Below are 18,348 nucleotides of genomic sequence, written 5' to 3' on the forward strand. Positions count from 1 at the left end.
TAAATTTTAAGAAACAAACGATTTGATTTATTTCATTTCGTTATGTTCGATTTGAAATATTAATGAAGTATTTTAATTGGTTGCGGAAACAAGATTTGAACTTGTGACCTTCGGGTTATGAGCCCGACGAGCTACCTGACTGCTCTATTCCGCGTCAAACAAGGAACAGATTGTAGCCACATAAACTTAAATAGAACAAAAATATAAGAGTAAAAAAAAAGAATTTGAAAATTCTTTATTACTCTTCTTCTAATTTTAAGCAATCATTTTTATTTACACTATAATTAAATAAAGGTCTATAATCTCTATCTGTATAGTAATATTTTAAAACTAAACCTTTATTTATAATCATATGATTTAAAAAGTCCACTCTACAAACCATTTTTGAATCTTGGTCAAACATAACAGTTTTAAAATATTCTGATTTATTTTCCCATTTACCTTTCATGATTTCATGATTTAAATCAATACTTTTAAAGTAACTTATACTATTATCTAAAGCTATAACTTTAGTAACTGTTGTTATTGCATCAATCTTAATTGGAACAGCACTTGCAGTTTTATTTGCTAATATTCTAGCAAATTTTTCTACTGGCATGGCTTTTAATTTTTCTTTTAATTCTTCTTGATTATCGTCATTTAATCCTGCATTTAAAGAAAAAACAATTAACATACTTAAAATTAGTGATTTCATAACTTTCCTTTATTGTTCAATTATTTTTAGAGCTGATTGTTTAACCTCATTTGCTATATTATCTGTAATTAAATCTTTCCAATAAGCTGCTCTATCTTCAAGCTCATCATCAAAATGTAGTTGCATCTTTACATCAAAAAACTCATCTTTCATGATTTTTTCTTTATAAGAATTATAAACTTTTTCTTTATTTGTTAAATCACTATTTTGTTCTGTGAAATCTTTTAATGCATGTAAAAGAGAGTTTAGCTTAATATTGTCATCAAATATCTCTTCAAAATCTTTTTCATCACAAAATGAATCAATAAGTTTTATCATAACATTTAAGACATTTTCAACATCAATATCAAGCTTTAACTCTTCTAGCTTTTTAGTCATCTCATCTTTATCAAAACAAGTTTGTTTAACTAAAAGCCCCAATGCCATCTGGTAGTAGATTTGATACTTTGCAATAGTAAGTATCAAGTTTTGTTTATCAAATTTTTTATTTATTAGCTCTTTTTTTTTCATAGACAAATTTTAGTCTATATTATGTTGATTTTTGCTTAGTACTTTACTTTTTTGAAGGTACATATACTAAAACATCTGATGAAACAGACTTCATTAAAAATGAACTTTTTGACCCAAAAATCATTGAACTTGTAGTTCTCACTCCTGTTGAACCAAGAATAACTAAATCTTTGTCCTCTTTATTTGCATAATCTAGTAAAGCTTCATTAAAAGAGCCAGCCTCTTCTAAAACTTCAATATCTGAAAAACAAAGCTCTTTTTTAAATTTATCAATTTTCTCTTCTTTTTCCTCTTTTGCTTTTTTTATAAGTGCATTTGACTCTTCATTTATTTGATAATAATCAAGTACAAACTCACTTAATTTTTTTGAAGCATGCACTAATTTTATATCTAAATTATCAAAAAACTTTTGTGCAAACTTAATACTTTTTTTAGATACTTTTGACAAATCAGTAAAAGCAATAGCATTTTCATACTTTTCTACAAACATATTTTTTACAATCAAAACAGGCAGATTGCTTTTTTGAGCAATATTATGTGCATTTGAACCTAGAATTTTTGATTTTAAATTCTCTTCAGAGTATGCCCCTATAACTATAAGTTTGGCATCTAGTTTTTTTGCTTCATTTACAACAACTGTTGATACAGAACCACTTTTTACAATAATTTTAAAAGTTTTATTCTCTTTATTTATTGTTTTTAAACTTTTTTTAATCTTCTTTTTTGTTTGTGAAACAATCTCTTTTTTACCTTTTAATTTATTTATCCACGGAATATCAATACAATGAACAATATGCAATGTAGTATCTTTACTTGCTAAACTAAAAGCCCTTTTTAAAACTTCATTTGCCATGATAGAAGTATCAATAGCAACTACTACATTTTTTGATTTACTCATTTCATCCTCCATTAAAATTTGTAGTTTAATTATACCATTTTAGTGTAAATAGATTTTTAACCATTTTATATTGTACATAATGATGAAATAATTAAAATTACAATTTGTATATAATAAGATTAAAAGTGATATTGTGTTTTAATGATAAAAAATTTTGCAAAGGAAAATAAAAATCATTTTGAACTTAAAAAAGATAAAAATGGCTATTTATGCAATGTATCTTACAAATAGATACGGTATTAAATTAAAAAAAGCAAAATCATCACAAGAACAAATGAACTTAAGACTTCAGTACTCAAAAGAGTTACTTTCAAAATTGAATATAAAAATAAATGTAGAAAATAAAGAGTGCATTCCAACACAAGGTCAATACTTACTAATTTCAAATCATAGAAGTATTATAGACCCTTTGATTATTGAAATTGCTTTAGAAAATAGTAATATAAATGGATATTGGGTTGCAAAAAAAGAGTTATATAATTCATCTTTTTTTGGAACTTTTACAAGAAATGCAGGAACAATTTTACTTGATAGAGAGTCTTCAAATATGTCGGTTTTTTTTAAAAAAGCAAAAGAGGTTGTTAGTCAAAAACACTCTATTTATATATTTCCAGAAGGAACAAGAAATAAACAAAATACACCAATAAGTAGTTTTAAAGAAGGTTCAAGAATTATTGCATTAAAAAATAGACTAGATATTTTACCTGTGTATATAAAAACAAATGCAAATGATATTTTAAAAGAGGCAATTGAGAAAAGAACAAAAGATTTAACTATTAATATTTGTATAGGAGATATTATTAGCTATAAAGATAAAACACCTCTTGAAGAAAATTATAAAAAACAGTTTAATTTAGATTAAACTGTTTTCATCCACTCTTTAATATATTTTGCCAACTTCAAAGAGTGTTCTAAAGGAATATTGTGACTTGTTCCTTCAGTAAAAATGATTTTTAAATATTTTGAATCCATTTTTTTTAATTTTTCTACTGAGTTATAATTTAAAAGTCTATCATTTGTACTAAAAAAGTAATAAAGAGGAAAATTTAAATCTTTTATCTCATTATGTAAATCTTTTCTAAAAAAGGTACTTTTTAATTGTGAAATAAACTCATCTTTTCCAAGAGTTGTAAACATATCAACTATTAAACTAATTAACTGTTTATCTTCTTTATTTTGTTCTTGTACTAAAGTAGAAGCTTTTTCATAAGATAGAGTAAAAAAACCTTTTTTCTGTATTTGTAAAAGTTTTTGTTTTCTTCTTTTTATCTCTAATTCACTTGTATCACTTGGTGTTCCTGCAACTATAAAAAGTCGTCCAATTAAATCTTGATTATTAACTGCAAAATAAGTTGCAATATATCCACCAAGAGAAAAGCCTAAGAGATTTACTTTTTGTTCATCTTTAAAGAGTTTTTTTAATACTTCATTTGTCTTATCAAAATCAGTAGTTTTAGGAATAGGAATATGAATAAGTTTATACTCTTTTAATAAAGGTTTGACTCTTTGCCATAATCTTTCATCTGTCATTAGACCAGGTAATAAAAAAATTTTCTCTTTCATTAATATCTTACTTAATCTTCTAAATCTTCTTCTTTTTGTTTATATCCATTTGTTGCAACTATTTCTAAATATAATGTTTGAGCTTTATTAATAGCTGCTTCATCTATAACTTTAGTAATATCTAAAAATTCAATTGATTTAGGCTCTTCATCATTTATAGAACTTTTGCACTCAAACTTCCAAAAATCAACTCCTTGAGGTAAAACTTTTCTTTTCTCTCTTTTAATATATTTTCTAACTTCATGCTTAATTGCTTCAATAATTCTATCAGGATGTCTTTTTCCATCTTCTAATTTAAATACTTTTTTCACTAATTCTCTTTTATTTTAATTTATTAATTTCTAAAATTAATATATTATATTTTATCTAAATTATAAGGATTTACTACCCTACTTTTAATATAAAATGCAAATTAATCAAATAATTAAACTAAATATTGTAAAGTTAGCAAATAAAACTATATAATAATTAAGGAAATTTTATGAATAAAGAAGCATTTGTACAAAGAGCTGATGAACACATAATCTTAGCAAATAATCAAATGAGTGAAAAGATGATAACTCCAGGAGAAGCTAGTGCTTCTTTTATGTATGGATTAGCAAGATTCAATGCTTGGGTTGCAGCAACGGATTTTGAATCAGCACAAGATATGAAAGATGCTAAAGAAGAGATTATTGAATACTTTGCAAAAGAGTATAAAAATCTACTATCTCAACACATAGACCAACATATAGAATCATTTGATTTTACAAATAAACAGTAAACAATATCCCTTAGTTGGGGTATTTGTAGATATTTTATTTGATTTTTATGGGTAACAAACTTAAAAAACTCAATGCTTCAGGAAGAGAAAATATAGCATCTTGTATATCATTTAAATTGGGATTAATAAGATAATTTTTTGAGGTTTCAAAATCTGCTTTTTTTAGATTATTTTTAATAAAAGTTGTAAGTTCTAAATCACAATTGTCAAAAATAGCTTGTTGTAAATTGCACTCTTCAAAACCACTATCTTTAATAATAGAATTCTCAAACCTCATACATCTTAAATCTAACATATGAAATGAGTTTTGTGATATATTACAAGAATAAAAATTTATATTAAAAGGTTCTTCACAAGAACTCCAAGAAACTCCTATTAGTTTTGAGTTCTCAAATTTAACATCATTAAATGTAGAAGACTTTAAAATACTCAAAGACAAATCACAACCAATAAAAGTACACTCTGTAAATTTACAAGTATGTATAATTGATTTAGAAAAGTCACAATTTTTGAAAGTACAATTATCAAAATAGATTTTATACAAATCCTTTGATTTAAGATTAATAAACTCTTCTTCCCAATAATCATCTGTTTTAAACATTTTCGTAACTTTTTTGTTTGAATTCTATCATCATAGCATTAAATTAGGCTAAATTTCAATTCTTTCTAAAATCTAAGCTTATTTTAAGAATAAAAATAAAAAATTTCTGTATAATATGTTTTAAAAAAAAGATGGTTCGAGTTACATCTTTAGTCTGCTTTTTATTGATAACTTCTTGTTATACAGTACAATCATCCTAAGAGAGTCTCATATTATATTTTTTTTAGCCATTTTGGCACAATTTAACAAAGAAGGAATTACAATGGCAACATTAGTAAACGGAACTGTAAAATGGTTCAATAGTGAAAAAGGTTTCGGTTTTATCGAACAAAAAGACGGTGGTAAAGATGTATTTGTACACTATAGACAAATTAATAATGAAGGTTATGGAAGAGTAACATTAAACGAAGGTCAAGAAGTGACTTTTGAAATAGGTCAAACTGACAAAGGTCTTCAAGCAGAAAACGTTACTGCATTATAATAACTAAATAAAGTAGCTTTTGCTACTTTATATTAGTTTCTAAGAGTAGCGACTAATCTGTTTTTATTCTTTAAAAACTCAAAAACATCAAATATTGACTTTACTAAAATATCTGAATTCATCAATGTTTCAGTACAAATCCCCTCATCTTGTAATATACCAATACCTAAAATAGACTCTTTTAACATCAGTCTATCATTACGGCCATTTCCTACACTTAAAGTATTTGCACTACCTATTTTTTTTATAAAATCTAATTTTTTTATATCTTGAAAATCTTTTTCTATTTTTATAACTTTACATTTTGTATTTTGAAGTTGCTGTTCTACACTTCCATAAGTATCAGCAGTAATTACATAAAAATCAAAAATAGATGATAGTTCATCTATATAAGTTTGTACTCCTTCAATCAATTCTCCATCAATTGCAATAGTACCATTATAATCAAATACAATATTTTTTAGCTCAATAGTTTCACTATTAGGAATTTCAATTATCATTTTCTACCTTTTTATTATCTTTGTTACTTTTACTAACTAAAATACCACCTATTATAATAAGAATAATACCTAAAAGAGTATACAAATCAGGTAAGGAATCACCAAGTAATACACCAAATCCAACGGCAAATGGAATATTTGAGTAACTAACTACACCTACAATACTTGCTTTACTTAAACTATATGCACGAGTTAAAAACCATTGTGAAGCTGTTGAGATTATTGCCATAAAAATAATCAAAAACCAAATTGTTGGATTTGAATAAAGATGAAACTGCACAAAAGGTGTAAATAAAAATAATCCAAAAGGAATTATCATACCAATTCCCATAAAAGAAAGCATTATTACTCTTGCATCATAAATATTTTTGATTTTTCTTATTGTTGCATAAGCTGCTGCTGCAAAAAAACCACCTAGTACACCTAAAATATGTTCATAAGAAACCTCAATACCAAAAGGTTTCATTATAAAAATAATTCCTAAAAAACCAACAATTAAAGCAAAAAAAGTTGTTGTAGAAATACTCTCTTTCATCAAATAATATGCAAGAATTGTTACAAAAAAAGGTGAAGTTTTATTTAAAACTACTGCTTCTCCTAAAGGAATAGTTGCAATTGTATAAAAAAATAGAAGCATTGCTAAACTTCCAAAAATACCCCTTAAAAATAGTAGATGTAATTTAGAAGTATCAATTTTAACTTTAAATTTTTTTATACTATATAAGATAATTAAAACTCCCAATAAATTTCTATAAAAAACTACTTCAATGGGGTCCATAGTTTCGGATAAAAGTTTTGCAACTGCTCCATTAAGTGCTGAAATTAAAGCACTTAAAAGCATAAAAAGTACACCTTTATCCATTGATTTAAATTTTTCTGACATTAAAATCCTTTATTATTTGCAATTGTAGTCAAAGTTTTTGAAAATAAAGTTTTAAAAAGAAGTAGCAAAAAGATTTAAGAACTGCTATTATTAGTTATTTGCTTATAATATTTTTATAACTAAAGTTTGAATTATGCAAGAATACTTACGATTGAATTATAATCAGAGTTTTTATATATCAAAGAAGATTCTTGAAGATTTAAAGCTTCTTCTAGTTGAGTCATCAGTTTTGAATTATCTTTATTTTTAATATTTAAAACAAATTCATTTTCAAAATTTTTATCATCATATGCTAAGTGGGTTGAAGTATTAGTTGTTTGTGCATATACTGTATATGCATGTGTTCTTTTATCTTCTTCATCTAATTATTTTAAATATAGTTTTATTATCTATTTCTTGAGATTTGTTTAATATGGAAATATCTTTAAAAGAGTTATTAAATCCATTTGAATTTATCTGCATAGAAATACCTTTAAACTAGTATTAAGAATTGTAAGATTATAACCTTATGTATTTCTTAATACCAATAAAAAAGCGTATAGAGTTAATATGCAAAAAATACTAAATCTCTCTTATTTTCTTTTGCAAAATCAAAAATAGTGTTAACTTCATCTATATAATAATCTTCATGTGCATAAGATGGCTTAGTTAAAAATATCTTTTTAAAAGTATCTAAATCTTCATAAGCAATACTATAATAATCCGCACCTTCAAAATCTTTATCTGCTGGAATTTGTAAAAAAGCTGTTCTTGGAGTATCATCAATAGCATCTTCTAAATAACACATAAACTCTTCATGCTCAATCAACTCTCCATATTTTTGACAAAACATCTCATATAAAGAGTTGTAAATCCAAACATTATCATCTTCACCATAAGGCTTTGCATTTACTATTAAATCTAACCTACTTTCAAAATCGCTAAGATTTACATCAAAGTCTTCAGCTAACTCTTCAATCTCATCAGAGAATTCACTCATAAAATCACTAATAAAATCTTTATCTTTACAACCATATATCTCTTTAATCTTTTTTCTATCTACTGCATACGCAATAACTTCACTACTCATTTAATATCCTAAAATTAATTTAATTATTTATTCTATTATATAATTTTTTAATTAAAATTAGTTTTTGTATGAGCTATATTTGGGGGATTTAAAAATATCATTTACTAGACTTAGAATACTTAAAATTCAAAAGTATCTATAAGCAAATAACTTTTATCTGACTCTACTTTTAGTTTGTTAGAGAATCTCGAGCAAAACTTGGAAATCCCAAGCTTTTGGTTGAATAGGAAAAGAATAAACTTTACCTGGCTCTTCTTCTGCTTCCACTTTAAATTTTCTGCCATCAGTGAGCGTCAGACAATACTCTAAACCAGTAGTATCAATATCTTCTAAATACCCTAATTCTGGATGATAAATAGACAATATTTTACAATTAACATTTACAATAGGGATACCTGAAATAAATCCACTGTGTATTTCTAAAGGATTGCTATCTTGAATACAACTAAGAGCAGTAACTTCTCCAACTTTAAGAGCTTGATCCAATTCATACCAATAAAATCGATATTTACAAAGCTTCTGCATCTGTATGATTTCCTCCCTTATTACCAAATTCTCTAAAGGGGCAGTGATAACAATAACCCTAAACCTACCCCACCTATTCTAAAATAATCATAGTAAGAGTATTTTATTATTAATAAATATCCTATCCGGTGCTAGGTTTGTTATCAGTTTTAATTAATCGTTGAAATAAAATATCTTCTAAATTTCTACTTGAATCTACCATTAATAAAATATATGCTTTTTCATTTTCAATTTTATATATTACTCTCCATCTTTGATAGATAACTTCTCTATACTTTAAAATTCCAATTTGCTGAAGTTCTGGTACAATTCTCTTTCTCTGGGGAAAGTAATATAAATTATTACACTCTTCTTTTATAGCAAAAAATATTTTTTTTGCTGTTTCTATACTATCTGTTTTAATATATTCAATAATTGATTCCAAATCAAATTCAGCACTTTTTGTCCAGATGACTTCAAAGCTTTTCATTGAAAATTATCCAAAGAGTTTTTTTTCTAAATTATTAAACATATCTTCTTGACGGATAATATGATTATTTTCAATATCATTTTCACTTTGAACAATTAACTTTAACAAATTTAATGAATTTTGCATATTTTCGTAGCTCTTAATATCTTGAATAACTGCTTTTGCCTCACCATTTTGTGTGATAATAACTGATCGTTGATTTTCATTTACATTGTTTATTACATCAGCTGTCTTCGATTTTAAATAGCTAATTGGTTTTATATCTTGACTTAAATGCATAGGTGCAACCTTTTTAAGATATCGTTTTAACACAGTACTATATTTGAATTTAATTTAGTATTAAATGTTTTTTGTTAATAATTATTTTAATATATTTTATAATACTATTATAAATTTTTTACTATTCTGTTATTAAGTTATCGTTATCGCCTGACCCTACTCTCCAATTATATCTCCAATTATAAAATCATTTCTATTCTACTATTAAGTTATCGTTATCACCTGACCCTACTTTTCTACTTTTCTACTTTTTCCCCCTACAAACGAGGGTATAGTCCAACAAGCGACCTTTTAGGGATGCCTTCAATAAAGTTTTATTCCCCCTACAAACGAGGGTATAGTCCAACCACTTTACTAGCTGTTCCATCAAAAGTTCTGTTTTATTCCCCCTACAAACGAGGGTATAGTCCAACAGTTATAATACTTTTAATAAGTTATTCTTTGTTTTATTCCCCTACAAACGAGGGTATAGTCCAACAATGTAACAAAAGTAACTGATAGATTATATGTTTTATTCCCCCTACAAACGAGGGTATAGTCCAACTAATTATGAACATTCAAGAGAATCAACTTTGTTTTATTCCCCCTACAAACGAGGGTATAGTCCAACTAATTATGAACATTCAAGAGAATCAACTTTGTTTTATTCCCCCTACAAACGAGGGTATAGTCCAACAACTCAACCATCTAAAACAGAAATATATCAGTTTTATTCCCCCTACAAACGAGGGTATAGTCCAACCGATATTTTACAAAAGGCTAACCAAAGAGCTTCTTAAATGTTTTACCGCATAAAAAACAGGAAAATATCTATTATATTGAGTATTTTTAGTCCATTTTTTACTTATTATAACCCTTTTTTATTTGTTCTTCTTTTGCTATTGCATTTTTTATTTTTTCCTCATCTTTTGTTTCCCCTATAGCTTCGATAACTTTTTGTTTTAAAAGCTCTATCACTTTGAGTTTATAAATAAGATAATAATCATTTGGAACTAAGCTCTCTTTTTTGTGTATGTCAGCTATTTTACTTTCTTTTTGACTATGTATATTTAAAGACTTTAGATATTGTACTGTTTTCATAGTAAAATCATTGATAGGATTGTAGTGAAGAATCTCTTGCATTTTATGCTCTTTTTGAAGATAGTTTACTATCTCTTCTCTTTGTGCAAATATCTCATTATTTTCAAAAGCTTTTAACATATTTTCAATATTTTGATGGGCAATATCATTTCTAGTTTGTTTGATGTATTGTGTAGATTTTTGATTTTGTTCGTAGTTTGTATTAATCATAAAAGTTTTAAATAAAAGTGTTGAAAAATTATAATACCCTCTAAATTTCAAATCATCTCTTTTTGTTATATCTGATAACTTCTCAGTGATACTATTTTTATCTGCATATGTTAAGAGAGCATATATTTCAAAATCCCCTATAAGTTTATTTAAATTTATATAATACTTAATAACAGGTATTACCAAATGTATATCAAACTCATCTTGGTTGTGGGAGATTTCAAGACTTTTATAAACACTTTGCCAACGATTTCCTTTCTCATAAAAGAAGTGCTCTTTAGTATTGTAAAGTGTATTATGACTTAAGCTGTAGTTAAAAAGTTGTAAACCTCTTAAGTTTTTGGCTAATATTTTTAGCTTCAAAGAAAAAGAGTTTTGTGTATCTTCTATGCTTTTCTCATCCTCTTTTGTATCGTTTGTGATATTTTTAGTATGATGATATATTTTTAAAATAAACCCAACAAACTCACCTTGGAGCTCTTTTGGAATAAAAAGATATAAGAGAGTGATAATTTGTAAAAGAGGACTCTCTTTTACAAGTTCTTCTAAAGTTTCATTTTCTATTAAATTGAAAATATTTTTTTGTTTTGTTTCCTCTTTTTTAGTTTTTTTATTGAAAAACTTTACACAAAAGTGGAAAAATCTTTTTTCAATAAAAGTAGATTCAAAATACTCTTTTAACTTCTCATTCGAACTATTTTTAAATACTTTTATCTTCTGTTCTTTTTTTACATCAAGTGTAAATTTATCATTAAAGTTTTTAAAATTATAGTTATACTCATTTGCTATAAATCCAAAAGCAAGTCGCAATTTTACTTCAAGTCTATTAAGAGAGTTTTGTTTGGTAATCTTATTCATCTCATCTTTTAGTTTTTGGAGCTCATCATTATAGTTTTTAAGTTTTTGTCCATTTGGTTTCTCTTGCGATTCCTCTTTTTGTTTTTCTACCACTAGATTTTTATGTTTGATATAGATTTTCTTATACTCTTTGTTTGAGTGTATATCTTCAAAAAAATCAATTTTTTTAGTAGCTAAATAGCTTTTTAACTCTTCATTTGGCACTCCATCTTTTGATAAAAAACTATTTATAAGTTTATTAAAAGCTGGTTTCTTTTGAGATATTTTTATATAAAAATTATGAATCTTAGAAAAATTACTCTCTTTTTCATCAAAAAGAGTAAGAGTGTCACTATCTTCTATATAGTTGTTTTTTTCTTGATAGTATTTCTCCTCTTTTTCTTGAAGCATAGTTTTTATAAGAGAAATAGTACTTATATCAAATCTATTTTTATCAAGTTCATCATCAAAAAACTTTTGGATAAAATCAAAATCAAAATGTGCCAAAGCATGGCGAAAATCACTTAATATTTTTTGAATCTTTAAAAAATCATACTTTATCGTATCAGTTTTTTTAATAAACTGATTTAAACTTTGATTTTTAAAATCATCATTGAGGCGATAAACAATATATTTAACTACTTTATCTTTATTTTGTTCGATATTTAAACTATAAAAGTTTGTTCCTTTTGGTAAAAGAGGGCTAAAAAATTCTTCTATAAACTGAAAATAAAACAACATCTCATTTTTGAAATCGATGTAGCGTTTTATTTTATATATATCTTTTGAGGTAAGAGTATCAAATCCCGATATTTGTTTATATCTCATTAAAAGTGTATCATTTGGAAGTTCTCTCTCTGTACTTTTAAATCTTTTTTCTTTCTCATTATCTCTTAGATATTTATCCGTAATAGTTACCACATATTTTGCTTGTGTAATTTTTCCATCTCGCCTTTGTTTTGAGGCTCTTACATAAGCAGTTATCTCATAATTGTCAAACTCTATTTTTTGATTATCTTTGATAGTATGTTCTATACCATTTAAAAGTATTTTTTTAAACTCTACAATATTATCCCTTATCTCCATATCTTGAATAGTTATCTTATCAAGTCGTGCTAATTTGAGGTATTTTACTTTTATCTCTTTGATTTTGTTTTCATCATAATCACTTATGATGATACTAGGAATTGAGTTTCTATTTGAGGGTTTTTTGATTTTTTCTATACTATTCAATTAACATTTCCTTTTTCTATATAACTATTTAATAACAATACATTATATATATTTATTACTTAATTATCTAAATAACTAGACATTCACATAAAACATCTTTAAAATAGGTATTTAATGAAAAATTATTACACAATGTAATATTTTTGAATTGATTTTTTATTCTTAATTATAATTTAAATATATACTTTTTGTCTAGATAACTGTAATAACAATACATTATGTATGTTAATTGAAAAAAAACATAATAATACTACATTTTAGGAGATACAAATGGGTAAAAAATTACTTGATATAATGAGGGACAAAATAAGAGTAAAACATTATAGTATTAAAACAGAAAATATTTATATTTACTAGCAAAAAAATATATTTTATTTCATAATAAACGACATCCTAATACTATGGGAAAAGAAGAGATAGAAGAGTATTTAACTTAATTTAGCAAAAAATCAAAACGTATCTCCTACTACGCAGAACCAAGCATTTAATGCACTGTTATTTTTATATGAACAAGTTTTAAATATATCACTAAAAGATGAAAATATTCAAGCCTTAAGAACAAAAGAGATAAAGTATATTTCTATAGTTTTAACTATAGGTGAAGACGGAAGAGAAGAAAATCAACGATTGAGCTGATTTTATTACCTGACGCAGTATCGGCTTTATTTTCAAATAAAGCGATAGATTTTGTTTAGATTGCACTAGATTTAGATGAAGATGTACTAAAGGTACCTCAAATCTAAATCTAGTACAAGATGAATAAAAGCTATTCGCTTTTATTCCCACTCAATAGTTGCAGGTGGTTTACTTGAAATATCATAAACAACTCTGTTGATTCCATCAACTTCGTTGATGATTCTTCTACTTATTGTTTCTAAGATATCATGTGGAATATGTGCAAATGTCGCTGTCATTCCATCTGTTGCTTCTACTATTCTTACACAAACAGTATTATCATAAGTTCTATTATCACCCATAACACCTACTGATTTTACATTTAATAAAACTGTAAATGCTTGCCATGTAGTTTCATAATACCCAGTAGCATGAAGTACATCAAGCATAATAGTATCTGCTTTTCTTAAAAGTTCTAAATCTGGTTTATTCACATCACCCATGATTCTAATAGCAAGTCCAGGACCAGGAAATGGATGTCTTCCAATCATATCTTTTGGAAGTCCAAGCTCTAATCCTAACTCTCTTACTTCATCTTTAAAAATCTCTCTTAAAGGTTCAATAAGCTCAAAAGTCATCCAATCTGGTAATCCACCAACATTATGGTGAGATTTGATTGTTTTTGATGGTCCTTTAACTGATACTGATTCAATTACATCTGTATAAAGTGTACCTTGAGCTAAAAACTCTATTCCATCATGTTTTTTTGCTTCTTCATCAAATACTTCAATAAAAGTTTCACCAATAATTTTTCTTTTTGTTTCAGGGTCAGATACCCCTTTTAACTTATCTAAAAATATATCAGTAGCATCAACAGTAATTAAATCAATTCCTCTTGTTTTAAACATTGCTTCAACTTGTTCTCTCTCATTTGCTCTTAAAAGACCATGGTCAACAAATACAGGAACCAATTGTTCACCAATAGCTTCAGCTAAAAGTGTAGCAACAACAGAAGAATCAACTCCTCCACTTACACCACATAATACTTTTTTATTTCCAACTTTATCTTGAATCTTTTTTATTTGCTCTTTTGCAAATGAACCCATATTCCAAGTTGATTCACAACCACAAATATGTTTTGCAAAGTTTTTAAGTAATTTTGCACCCTCTTTTGAGTGATAAACTTCAGGGTGAAATTGAAATGCATAAACAAGTCTATTCATATCAGCAATGGCTGCATATGGTGAATTTTCACTAGTTGCGATTTTTTCAAATCCTTCTGGAATTTTTTCTACTCTATCTCCATGAGACATCCATACAGTTTGACCATCAGTTGTATCTTTAAAAATATCACTTTCTTTCTCAAATTTTAATTGTGCTTTTCCATATTCATGATGGTCTGCTGGGATTACACTTCCTCCAAAATGTTGAGAAATTAATTGCATCCCATAACAAATACCTAAAATAGGAAGACCAAGATTAAAAATCTCTTCATCTGGATGATATGCATCTTTTGCATAAACTGAAGCTGGACCACCACTTAAAATAATCCCCTTTGGAGTTCTAGCTTTAATATCTTCAATACTCTCACTAAATGGAACGATTTCACTATATACACCTGACTCTCTTAATTTTCTAGCAATTATCTGTGTATATTGACTACCAAAATCTAATACAACAATTGGTACATGTTTCATATATTATTTTCCTTAATTGATTTTAACACTGGAAGTGATTAATATTACTTTTAAAATTTAATCATATATAATATCTAAAAAGTAGTAAATTTTTAGTTAAATAATTTGAAGATTAAGAATTTTCTTTTTCTTGAAAATTTGTTTTTCCGCATTTGGGACATGGATTACCTTTGTTTGAGTAACAAGAGTAACAAAATCTTTCATCACACCCTTCACAAGTGTGTTTACAGTGTTTACATACAAAGGTATTTGCTCTTTTTATTTTTTTGTTTTTTTTCTTAAATATCCATGAAAACATAACAATCCTTTATATATAAAAAAAGCTACTAAGTAAAACTTAGTAGCTTTTATTTTAATAAAATAAATTTTATTAGTGTCCAATTCCTAATATTTGATATTGAACATACCAAACACTAATAGAAACGAAATATCCTAATACAATAGTCCAAGCGTATTTCATATGAGAACCAAAAGTATAAATACCATGTAGTTTACCCATTACACCAACACCTGCTGCACTACCAAAAGAAATCATAGAACCACCAATACCTGCTGCTAAAGTAACAAGCATCCATTGGTCAAGTCCCATTTCAGGACTAGCTTTCAATACAGCAGACATAACAGGAATATTATCAACGATAGCTGATAAGAAACCAACACCAATATTTGATAAAGTAGGTCCTAATACTGCTGGATCATAAACTACAGCAGCTAACGCTAACCATCCTAAGAAATATAATCCACCAACAGCAGCTAAAATACCAAAGAAGAACATTAATGTATTATTCTCAATTTTAGCAATCGAATGGAAAATATTAAAGTGGTCTTTACCATGCTTTCTTTTAAGACCATAAGAGTAAACTTTAAGTAAAGAAAGACCAAACATCATACCCCACATTGCAGGTAAATGTAATACTTGATGAGACATTACTGCACAGAAAATTGTAAAAATTCCAAGTCCCATAACTACTTTAGCACCATCAGCAAGTTCAGGTCTTTTCTCTTTTGTAGCATCAAAAACTGGAACTTCATTTGGAACAACTTTTGATAATAAAAATGCAGTTACTAAATACCCAATAATTGATGATGGGAATAAAAATAAGAAGTCTGCAAATGTACCTTTTCCAGCAGTCCAAGCCATAAGTGTAGTAATATCACCAAAAGGAGACCAAGCACCACCTGCATTGGCTGCAACTACAATGTTAATAGCACCAGGAACTAAGAAATCTCTTCTCTCTTTTTCAATAGTGATTAAAACTGTTGATAAAATAAGTGCTGTTGTTAAGTTATCTGCTATTGGTGATAAGAAAAATGCAATAAATCCTGTTGCCCAAAAAAGTCTTCTATATGTAAAGCCTTTTGAAATTAAGTTATATTTTAATCTATCAAATACATTCATATGAATTAATGACTCAATATAAGTCATCGCAACAAATAAGAAAAAGAAAATTTCAGCAATTTCTAAAATCAAATGTTGTGCTTGTGTATGAACTAAATTCATATCTAAGCCATTCATTGCATAATAAATAGCAATTAAAATAAAAATAAAAGTACCTATAAATAAAGCTGGTTTTGCCTTATCTATCTCATACTTTTCTTCTGCTGCAACAAAATAATATCCAACCACAAATATTATTAATGAAGCGAATCCAATCCATGTCATTGTTAAATCAGGAATCTCTGTTGTACTAGCTGTACTTGCACCAAATGCAAAAGCTGAACAAAGAATAAATGACAACATAATCTTTAACATTAATTCTCCTTGATTTCTTTACTATCTATTTTTTGATAGTTATAAAATAAATTTTGCCGTAAAAAGGCTTAAAAATAACTACTTATTTAATAAAATTTTAAGGTATATAAGAAAACCCTTAAACTATATTTAATAAAAGTTACTTTTAAGCGTCCTTATCTAAAAAGTGTGCCCCTAAAGACTCTTTTCTATTTATTGCTGCTTTTAAAATAGCTTGTGCTGTAAGAAGTCTTAATCTTAATAATCTTCCTACATCTTGTTGTAAAAAGTTTTCAACTTCATTTAATGCATACTGTAAGTTGGCTGTTTTTCTTACAATTGCAGCATTATTCCACATAAGCCTTCTTAGTGAATTTTTAATATCTTTATCAATTTGCTTATTTCTAACATATGATTTTATCTTATTTTTATAATTTTCATGTGATATTTTGAAGCAATTTTTTAAACTATGTTCAACAGCAAGTTTAGAAAAAACAACACCTTCTAATAAAGAGTTTGAAGCAAGCCTATTTGCTCCATGAATTCCAGTACAAGCTGCTTCACCAACAGCATAAAGATTCTTCATGCCATCAACTACACCATTTGTATTAGTAGGAATTCCACCCATAGTATAATGAAATGCAGGTGAGATAGGAACTCTTTCAAAAGGTAATTCAAAACCTAAATCTTTTAAATTTGAATAAATATTAGGAAACCTTTTTTTAAAAAACTCTTTCTCAAAGTTTTCAAATGATAAGAATACTCTTTTTTTATTTTTTTTTGCATAATCAAATATAGCACGACTAACAACATCTCTTGGTGCTAATTCACCATCTTTATGATAATCAAAAACAAATCTTTTACCATCTTCATCTACTATATGTGCACCCTCTCCTCTTAAAGCTTCACTTAAAAGTGGCTTTCTAGCAAAATGTGTACCTTTTACTACTGTTGGGTGAAACTGTATCATTTCCATATCTTTTAACTCTATGCCTTTTTCTATACATATACCTTGAACTTCCCCTGCAATTGTTGTAGAGTTTGTATGGTATCTATATAAAGAACCAACACCACCACTTGCAATGATAGTATTGTGAGCATATACTGTTTTTTCTTCTTTTTCATTTATAAAAAATTGTGCACCATAACATACACCATCTTCTATAAGTAAATCAGAAACAACAGCTTCAGTAAGCATTTCATGCTTAAACTGCTCAATTAAAAACATATGAATCATTCTTCCAGTAGCATCTCCATCTGCATGCAAAATTCTACTTCTAGAGTGAGCTGCTTCTTTTGTAAAAGCCAACTGCCCTTTAGAATTTAAGTCAAACTTCAATCCTGCATTAATCAAATCATGTATTGCACTCAATGAGTTTTTACTAAGAATTTCAACAGCACTTTTAATATTATGATTAACACCTGCTGTTAAAGTATCTTGAATATGAAGAGGAATATCATTGTCATCAACTGCTGTTGCTATTCCGCCTTGAGCCCAAAAAGTATTACACTCCCAAGGGGATTTTTTACAAATAAGTAATACTTTTTTATCTTTGGGAATTAATCTTGCAGCATTTAAGCCAGCAACACCTGAACCAATTATCAAATAGTCATATATTTTCATTATTTATTAGCTTCTTTTTTACTATCAACATAAACTGGACTAGCTTTATAGCCACATCCATTTAAAGCTAATAGAAAACCTGCTA

General features: G+C 27.0%; 20 protein-coding genes, 1 tRNA gene, 1 pseudogene and 1 CRISPR repeat array. Of the genes and pseudogenes, 4 read left to right on the plus strand and 18 right to left on the minus strand.

All coding sequences use genetic code 11. From position 1 onward, the window contains the following. Positions 1-77: 77 nt before the first annotated feature. From CP960_RS08370 to CP960_RS08385, 4 genes are all read right to left on the minus strand, one after another. Positions 78-154, minus strand: a tRNA-Met gene (locus CP960_RS08370). Positions 155-238: 84 nt separating this feature from the next. Further along, positions 239-694, minus strand: a complete 456-nt coding sequence (locus tag CP960_RS08375) for a hypothetical protein (RefSeq protein WP_101184965.1) — start codon at positions 692-694, stop codon at positions 239-241. Between the two features lie 9 nt (positions 695-703). Continuing rightward, complete coding sequence (locus CP960_RS08380; RefSeq protein ID WP_101184966.1) at positions 704-1,204, minus strand: hypothetical protein; 501 nt, start codon at positions 1,202-1,204, stop codon at positions 704-706. Between the two features lie 43 nt (positions 1,205-1,247). Continuing rightward, on the minus strand, positions 1,248-2,102 hold the full coding sequence (locus CP960_RS08385) for a universal stress protein (protein WP_162919086.1): 855 nt from the start codon (positions 2,100-2,102) through the stop codon (positions 1,248-1,250). 199 nt (positions 2,103-2,301) lie between these two features. Here CP960_RS08385 and CP960_RS08390 point away from each other — a divergent pair, with 199 nt between their 5' ends. Then, positions 2,302-2,964, plus strand: coding sequence for a lysophospholipid acyltransferase family protein (locus CP960_RS08390; RefSeq protein ID WP_228152042.1), 663 nt, complete (start codon positions 2,302-2,304; stop codon positions 2,962-2,964). On the opposite strand, the gene CP960_RS08395 is transcribed toward CP960_RS08390, so the two are convergent. Both CP960_RS08395 and CP960_RS08400 read right to left on the minus strand, forming a co-directional pair. Then, the gene (locus CP960_RS08395) at positions 2,961-3,665 is read right to left on the minus strand and encodes an alpha/beta fold hydrolase (RefSeq protein WP_101184969.1); all 705 of its coding nucleotides are present in this window, start codon (positions 3,663-3,665) and stop codon (positions 2,961-2,963) included. The two genes, CP960_RS08390 and CP960_RS08395, sit on opposite strands and share 4 nt — an antisense overlap. An 11-nt stretch (positions 3,666-3,676) precedes the next feature. Then, positions 3,677-3,976 carry a DUF6172 family protein gene (locus CP960_RS08400; protein WP_101184970.1) on the minus strand — a complete coding sequence of 100 codons (300 nt, stop codon included), beginning with the start codon at positions 3,974-3,976 and terminating at the stop codon, positions 3,677-3,679. Between the two features lie 170 nt (positions 3,977-4,146). Here CP960_RS08400 and CP960_RS08405 point away from each other — a divergent pair, with 170 nt between their 5' ends. Beyond that, the gene (locus CP960_RS08405) at positions 4,147-4,428 is read left to right on the plus strand and encodes a DUF3144 domain-containing protein (RefSeq protein ID WP_101184971.1); all 282 of its coding nucleotides are present in this window, start codon (positions 4,147-4,149) and stop codon (positions 4,426-4,428) included. Between the two features lie 34 nt (positions 4,429-4,462). On the opposite strand, the gene CP960_RS08410 is transcribed toward CP960_RS08405, so the two are convergent. Next, the gene (locus tag CP960_RS08410) at positions 4,463-5,029 is read right to left on the minus strand and encodes a pentapeptide repeat-containing protein (RefSeq protein WP_101184972.1); all 567 of its coding nucleotides are present in this window, start codon (positions 5,027-5,029) and stop codon (positions 4,463-4,465) included. Between the two features lie 262 nt (positions 5,030-5,291). Between CP960_RS08410 and CP960_RS08415 the strand changes: the two genes are divergently transcribed. Continuing rightward, a complete protein-coding gene (locus CP960_RS08415; protein ID WP_101184973.1) occupies positions 5,292-5,510 on the plus strand; it encodes a cold-shock protein in 219 nt (72 codons plus the stop codon). Between the two features lie 32 nt (positions 5,511-5,542). Here CP960_RS08415 and CP960_RS08420 read toward each other — a convergent pair whose 3' ends face one another. The 7 genes from CP960_RS08420 to cas13c all read right to left on the minus strand — a co-directional run bounded on the left by CP960_RS08420 (position 5,543) and on the right by cas13c (position 12,595). Further along, positions 5,543-6,010, minus strand: a complete 468-nt coding sequence (locus tag CP960_RS08420) for an HAD family hydrolase (RefSeq protein WP_101184974.1) — start codon at positions 6,008-6,010, stop codon at positions 5,543-5,545. Then, on the minus strand, positions 6,000-6,893 hold the full coding sequence (locus tag CP960_RS08425) for a DMT family transporter (RefSeq protein WP_228152043.1): 894 nt from the start codon (positions 6,891-6,893) through the stop codon (positions 6,000-6,002). The genes CP960_RS08420 and CP960_RS08425 overlap by 11 nt, the downstream gene beginning before the upstream one ends. A 544-nt stretch (positions 6,894-7,437) precedes the next feature. Further along, positions 7,438-7,962, minus strand: coding sequence for a DUF7691 family protein (locus CP960_RS08430; protein WP_101184975.1), 525 nt, complete (start codon positions 7,960-7,962; stop codon positions 7,438-7,440). Between the two features lie 177 nt (positions 7,963-8,139). After that, a complete protein-coding gene (locus CP960_RS08435) occupies positions 8,140-8,487 on the minus strand; it encodes a hypothetical protein (RefSeq protein WP_101184976.1) in 348 nt (115 codons plus the stop codon). A gap of 121 nt (positions 8,488-8,608) precedes the next feature. Next, complete coding sequence (locus CP960_RS08440) at positions 8,609-8,956, minus strand: type II toxin-antitoxin system RelE/ParE family toxin (RefSeq protein WP_101184977.1); 348 nt, start codon at positions 8,954-8,956, stop codon at positions 8,609-8,611. 6 nt (positions 8,957-8,962) lie between these two features. Then, positions 8,963-9,235, minus strand: coding sequence for a type II toxin-antitoxin system Phd/YefM family antitoxin (locus CP960_RS08445; protein ID WP_101184978.1), 273 nt, complete (start codon positions 9,233-9,235; stop codon positions 8,963-8,965). 245 nt (positions 9,236-9,480) lie between these two features. Continuing rightward, a CRISPR array of direct repeats spans positions 9,481-9,977; the repeat unit is 36 nt; unit sequence GTTTTATTCCCCCTACAAACGAGGGTATAGTCCAAC. A 98-nt stretch (positions 9,978-10,075) separates the two neighbouring features. Beyond that, positions 10,076-12,595, minus strand: a complete 2,520-nt coding sequence (cas13c, locus tag CP960_RS08450) for a type VI-C CRISPR-associated RNA-guided ribonuclease Cas13c (RefSeq protein ID WP_101184979.1) — start codon at positions 12,593-12,595, stop codon at positions 10,076-10,078. A gap of 447 nt (positions 12,596-13,042) precedes the next feature. Between cas13c and CP960_RS14095 the strand changes: the two are divergent. Then, positions 13,043-13,231 (plus strand): annotated as a pseudogene (locus tag CP960_RS14095) (phage integrase N-terminal SAM-like domain-containing protein); the annotation flags it as partial. 140 nt (positions 13,232-13,371) lie between these two features. Here the strand turns inward: CP960_RS14095 and guaA are convergent. The 4 genes from guaA to nadB form a co-directional block, all read right to left on the minus strand. Next, positions 13,372-14,907: a glutamine-hydrolyzing GMP synthase gene (gene guaA, locus CP960_RS08455; RefSeq protein ID WP_101184980.1), complete on the minus strand. Its 1,536-nt coding sequence runs from the start codon at positions 14,905-14,907 to the stop codon at positions 13,372-13,374. 112 nt (positions 14,908-15,019) lie between these two features. Further along, entirely contained in the window at positions 15,020-15,205 is a 186-nt protein-coding gene (locus CP960_RS08460; protein ID WP_101184981.1) for a hypothetical protein, read from the minus strand. Positions 15,206-15,277: 72 nt separating this feature from the next. Further along, positions 15,278-16,660, minus strand: a complete 1,383-nt coding sequence (gene nhaD, locus CP960_RS08465) for a sodium:proton antiporter NhaD (protein WP_101184982.1) — start codon at positions 16,658-16,660, stop codon at positions 15,278-15,280. A gap of 145 nt (positions 16,661-16,805) precedes the next feature. Beyond that, positions 16,806-18,263, minus strand: a complete 1,458-nt coding sequence (nadB, locus tag CP960_RS08470; RefSeq protein WP_101184983.1) for an L-aspartate oxidase — start codon at positions 18,261-18,263, stop codon at positions 16,806-16,808. Positions 18,264-18,348: the final 85 nt, after the last annotated feature.

The organism is Malaciobacter halophilus, assembly GCF_002837275.1.
Lineage (GTDB): Bacteria > Campylobacterota > Campylobacteria > Campylobacterales > Arcobacteraceae > Malaciobacter > Malaciobacter halophilus.

Bases quoted from the DNA above. Each gene is read 5' to 3' on its own strand.
- CP960_RS08375 (WP_101184965.1), bottom strand. From the start codon at position 694: ATGAAATCACTAATTTTAAGTATGTTAATTGTTTTTTCTTTAAATGCA.
- CP960_RS08380 (WP_101184966.1), bottom strand. From the start codon at position 1,204: ATGAAAAAAAAAGAGCTAATAAATAAAAAATTTGATAAACAAAACTTG.
- CP960_RS08385 (WP_162919086.1), bottom strand. From the start codon at position 2,102: ATGAGTAAATCAAAAAATGTAGTAGTTGCTATTGATACTTCTATCATG.
- CP960_RS08390 (WP_228152042.1), top strand. From the start codon at position 2,302: ATGGCTATTTATGCAATGTATCTTACAAATAGATACGGTATTAAATTA.
- CP960_RS08395 (WP_101184969.1), bottom strand. From the start codon at position 3,665: ATGAAAGAGAAAATTTTTTTATTACCTGGTCTAATGACAGATGAAAGA.
- CP960_RS08405 (WP_101184971.1), top strand. From the start codon at position 4,147: ATGAATAAAGAAGCATTTGTACAAAGAGCTGATGAACACATAATCTTA.
- CP960_RS08410 (WP_101184972.1), bottom strand. From the start codon at position 5,029: ATGTTTAAAACAGATGATTATTGGGAAGAAGAGTTTATTAATCTTAAA.
- CP960_RS08415 (WP_101184973.1), top strand. From the start codon at position 5,292: ATGGCAACATTAGTAAACGGAACTGTAAAATGGTTCAATAGTGAAAAA.
- CP960_RS08420 (WP_101184974.1), bottom strand. From the start codon at position 6,010: ATGATAATTGAAATTCCTAATAGTGAAACTATTGAGCTAAAAAATATT.
- CP960_RS08425 (WP_228152043.1), bottom strand. From the start codon at position 6,893: ATGTCAGAAAAATTTAAATCAATGGATAAAGGTGTACTTTTTATGCTT.
- CP960_RS08430 (WP_101184975.1), bottom strand. From the start codon at position 7,962: ATGAGTAGTGAAGTTATTGCGTATGCAGTAGATAGAAAAAAGATTAAA.
- CP960_RS08435 (WP_101184976.1), bottom strand. From the start codon at position 8,487: ATGCAGAAGCTTTGTAAATATCGATTTTATTGGTATGAATTGGATCAA.
- CP960_RS08440 (WP_101184977.1), bottom strand. From the start codon at position 8,956: ATGAAAAGCTTTGAAGTCATCTGGACAAAAAGTGCTGAATTTGATTTG.
- CP960_RS08445 (WP_101184978.1), bottom strand. From the start codon at position 9,235: ATGCATTTAAGTCAAGATATAAAACCAATTAGCTATTTAAAATCGAAG.
- guaA (WP_101184980.1), bottom strand. From the start codon at position 14,907: ATGAAACATGTACCAATTGTTGTATTAGATTTTGGTAGTCAATATACA.
- CP960_RS08460 (WP_101184981.1), bottom strand. From the start codon at position 15,205: ATGTTTTCATGGATATTTAAGAAAAAAAACAAAAAAATAAAAAGAGCA.
- nhaD (WP_101184982.1), bottom strand. From the start codon at position 16,660: ATGTTAAAGATTATGTTGTCATTTATTCTTTGTTCAGCTTTTGCATTT.
- nadB (WP_101184983.1), bottom strand. From the start codon at position 18,263: ATGAAAATATATGACTATTTGATAATTGGTTCAGGTGTTGCTGGCTTA.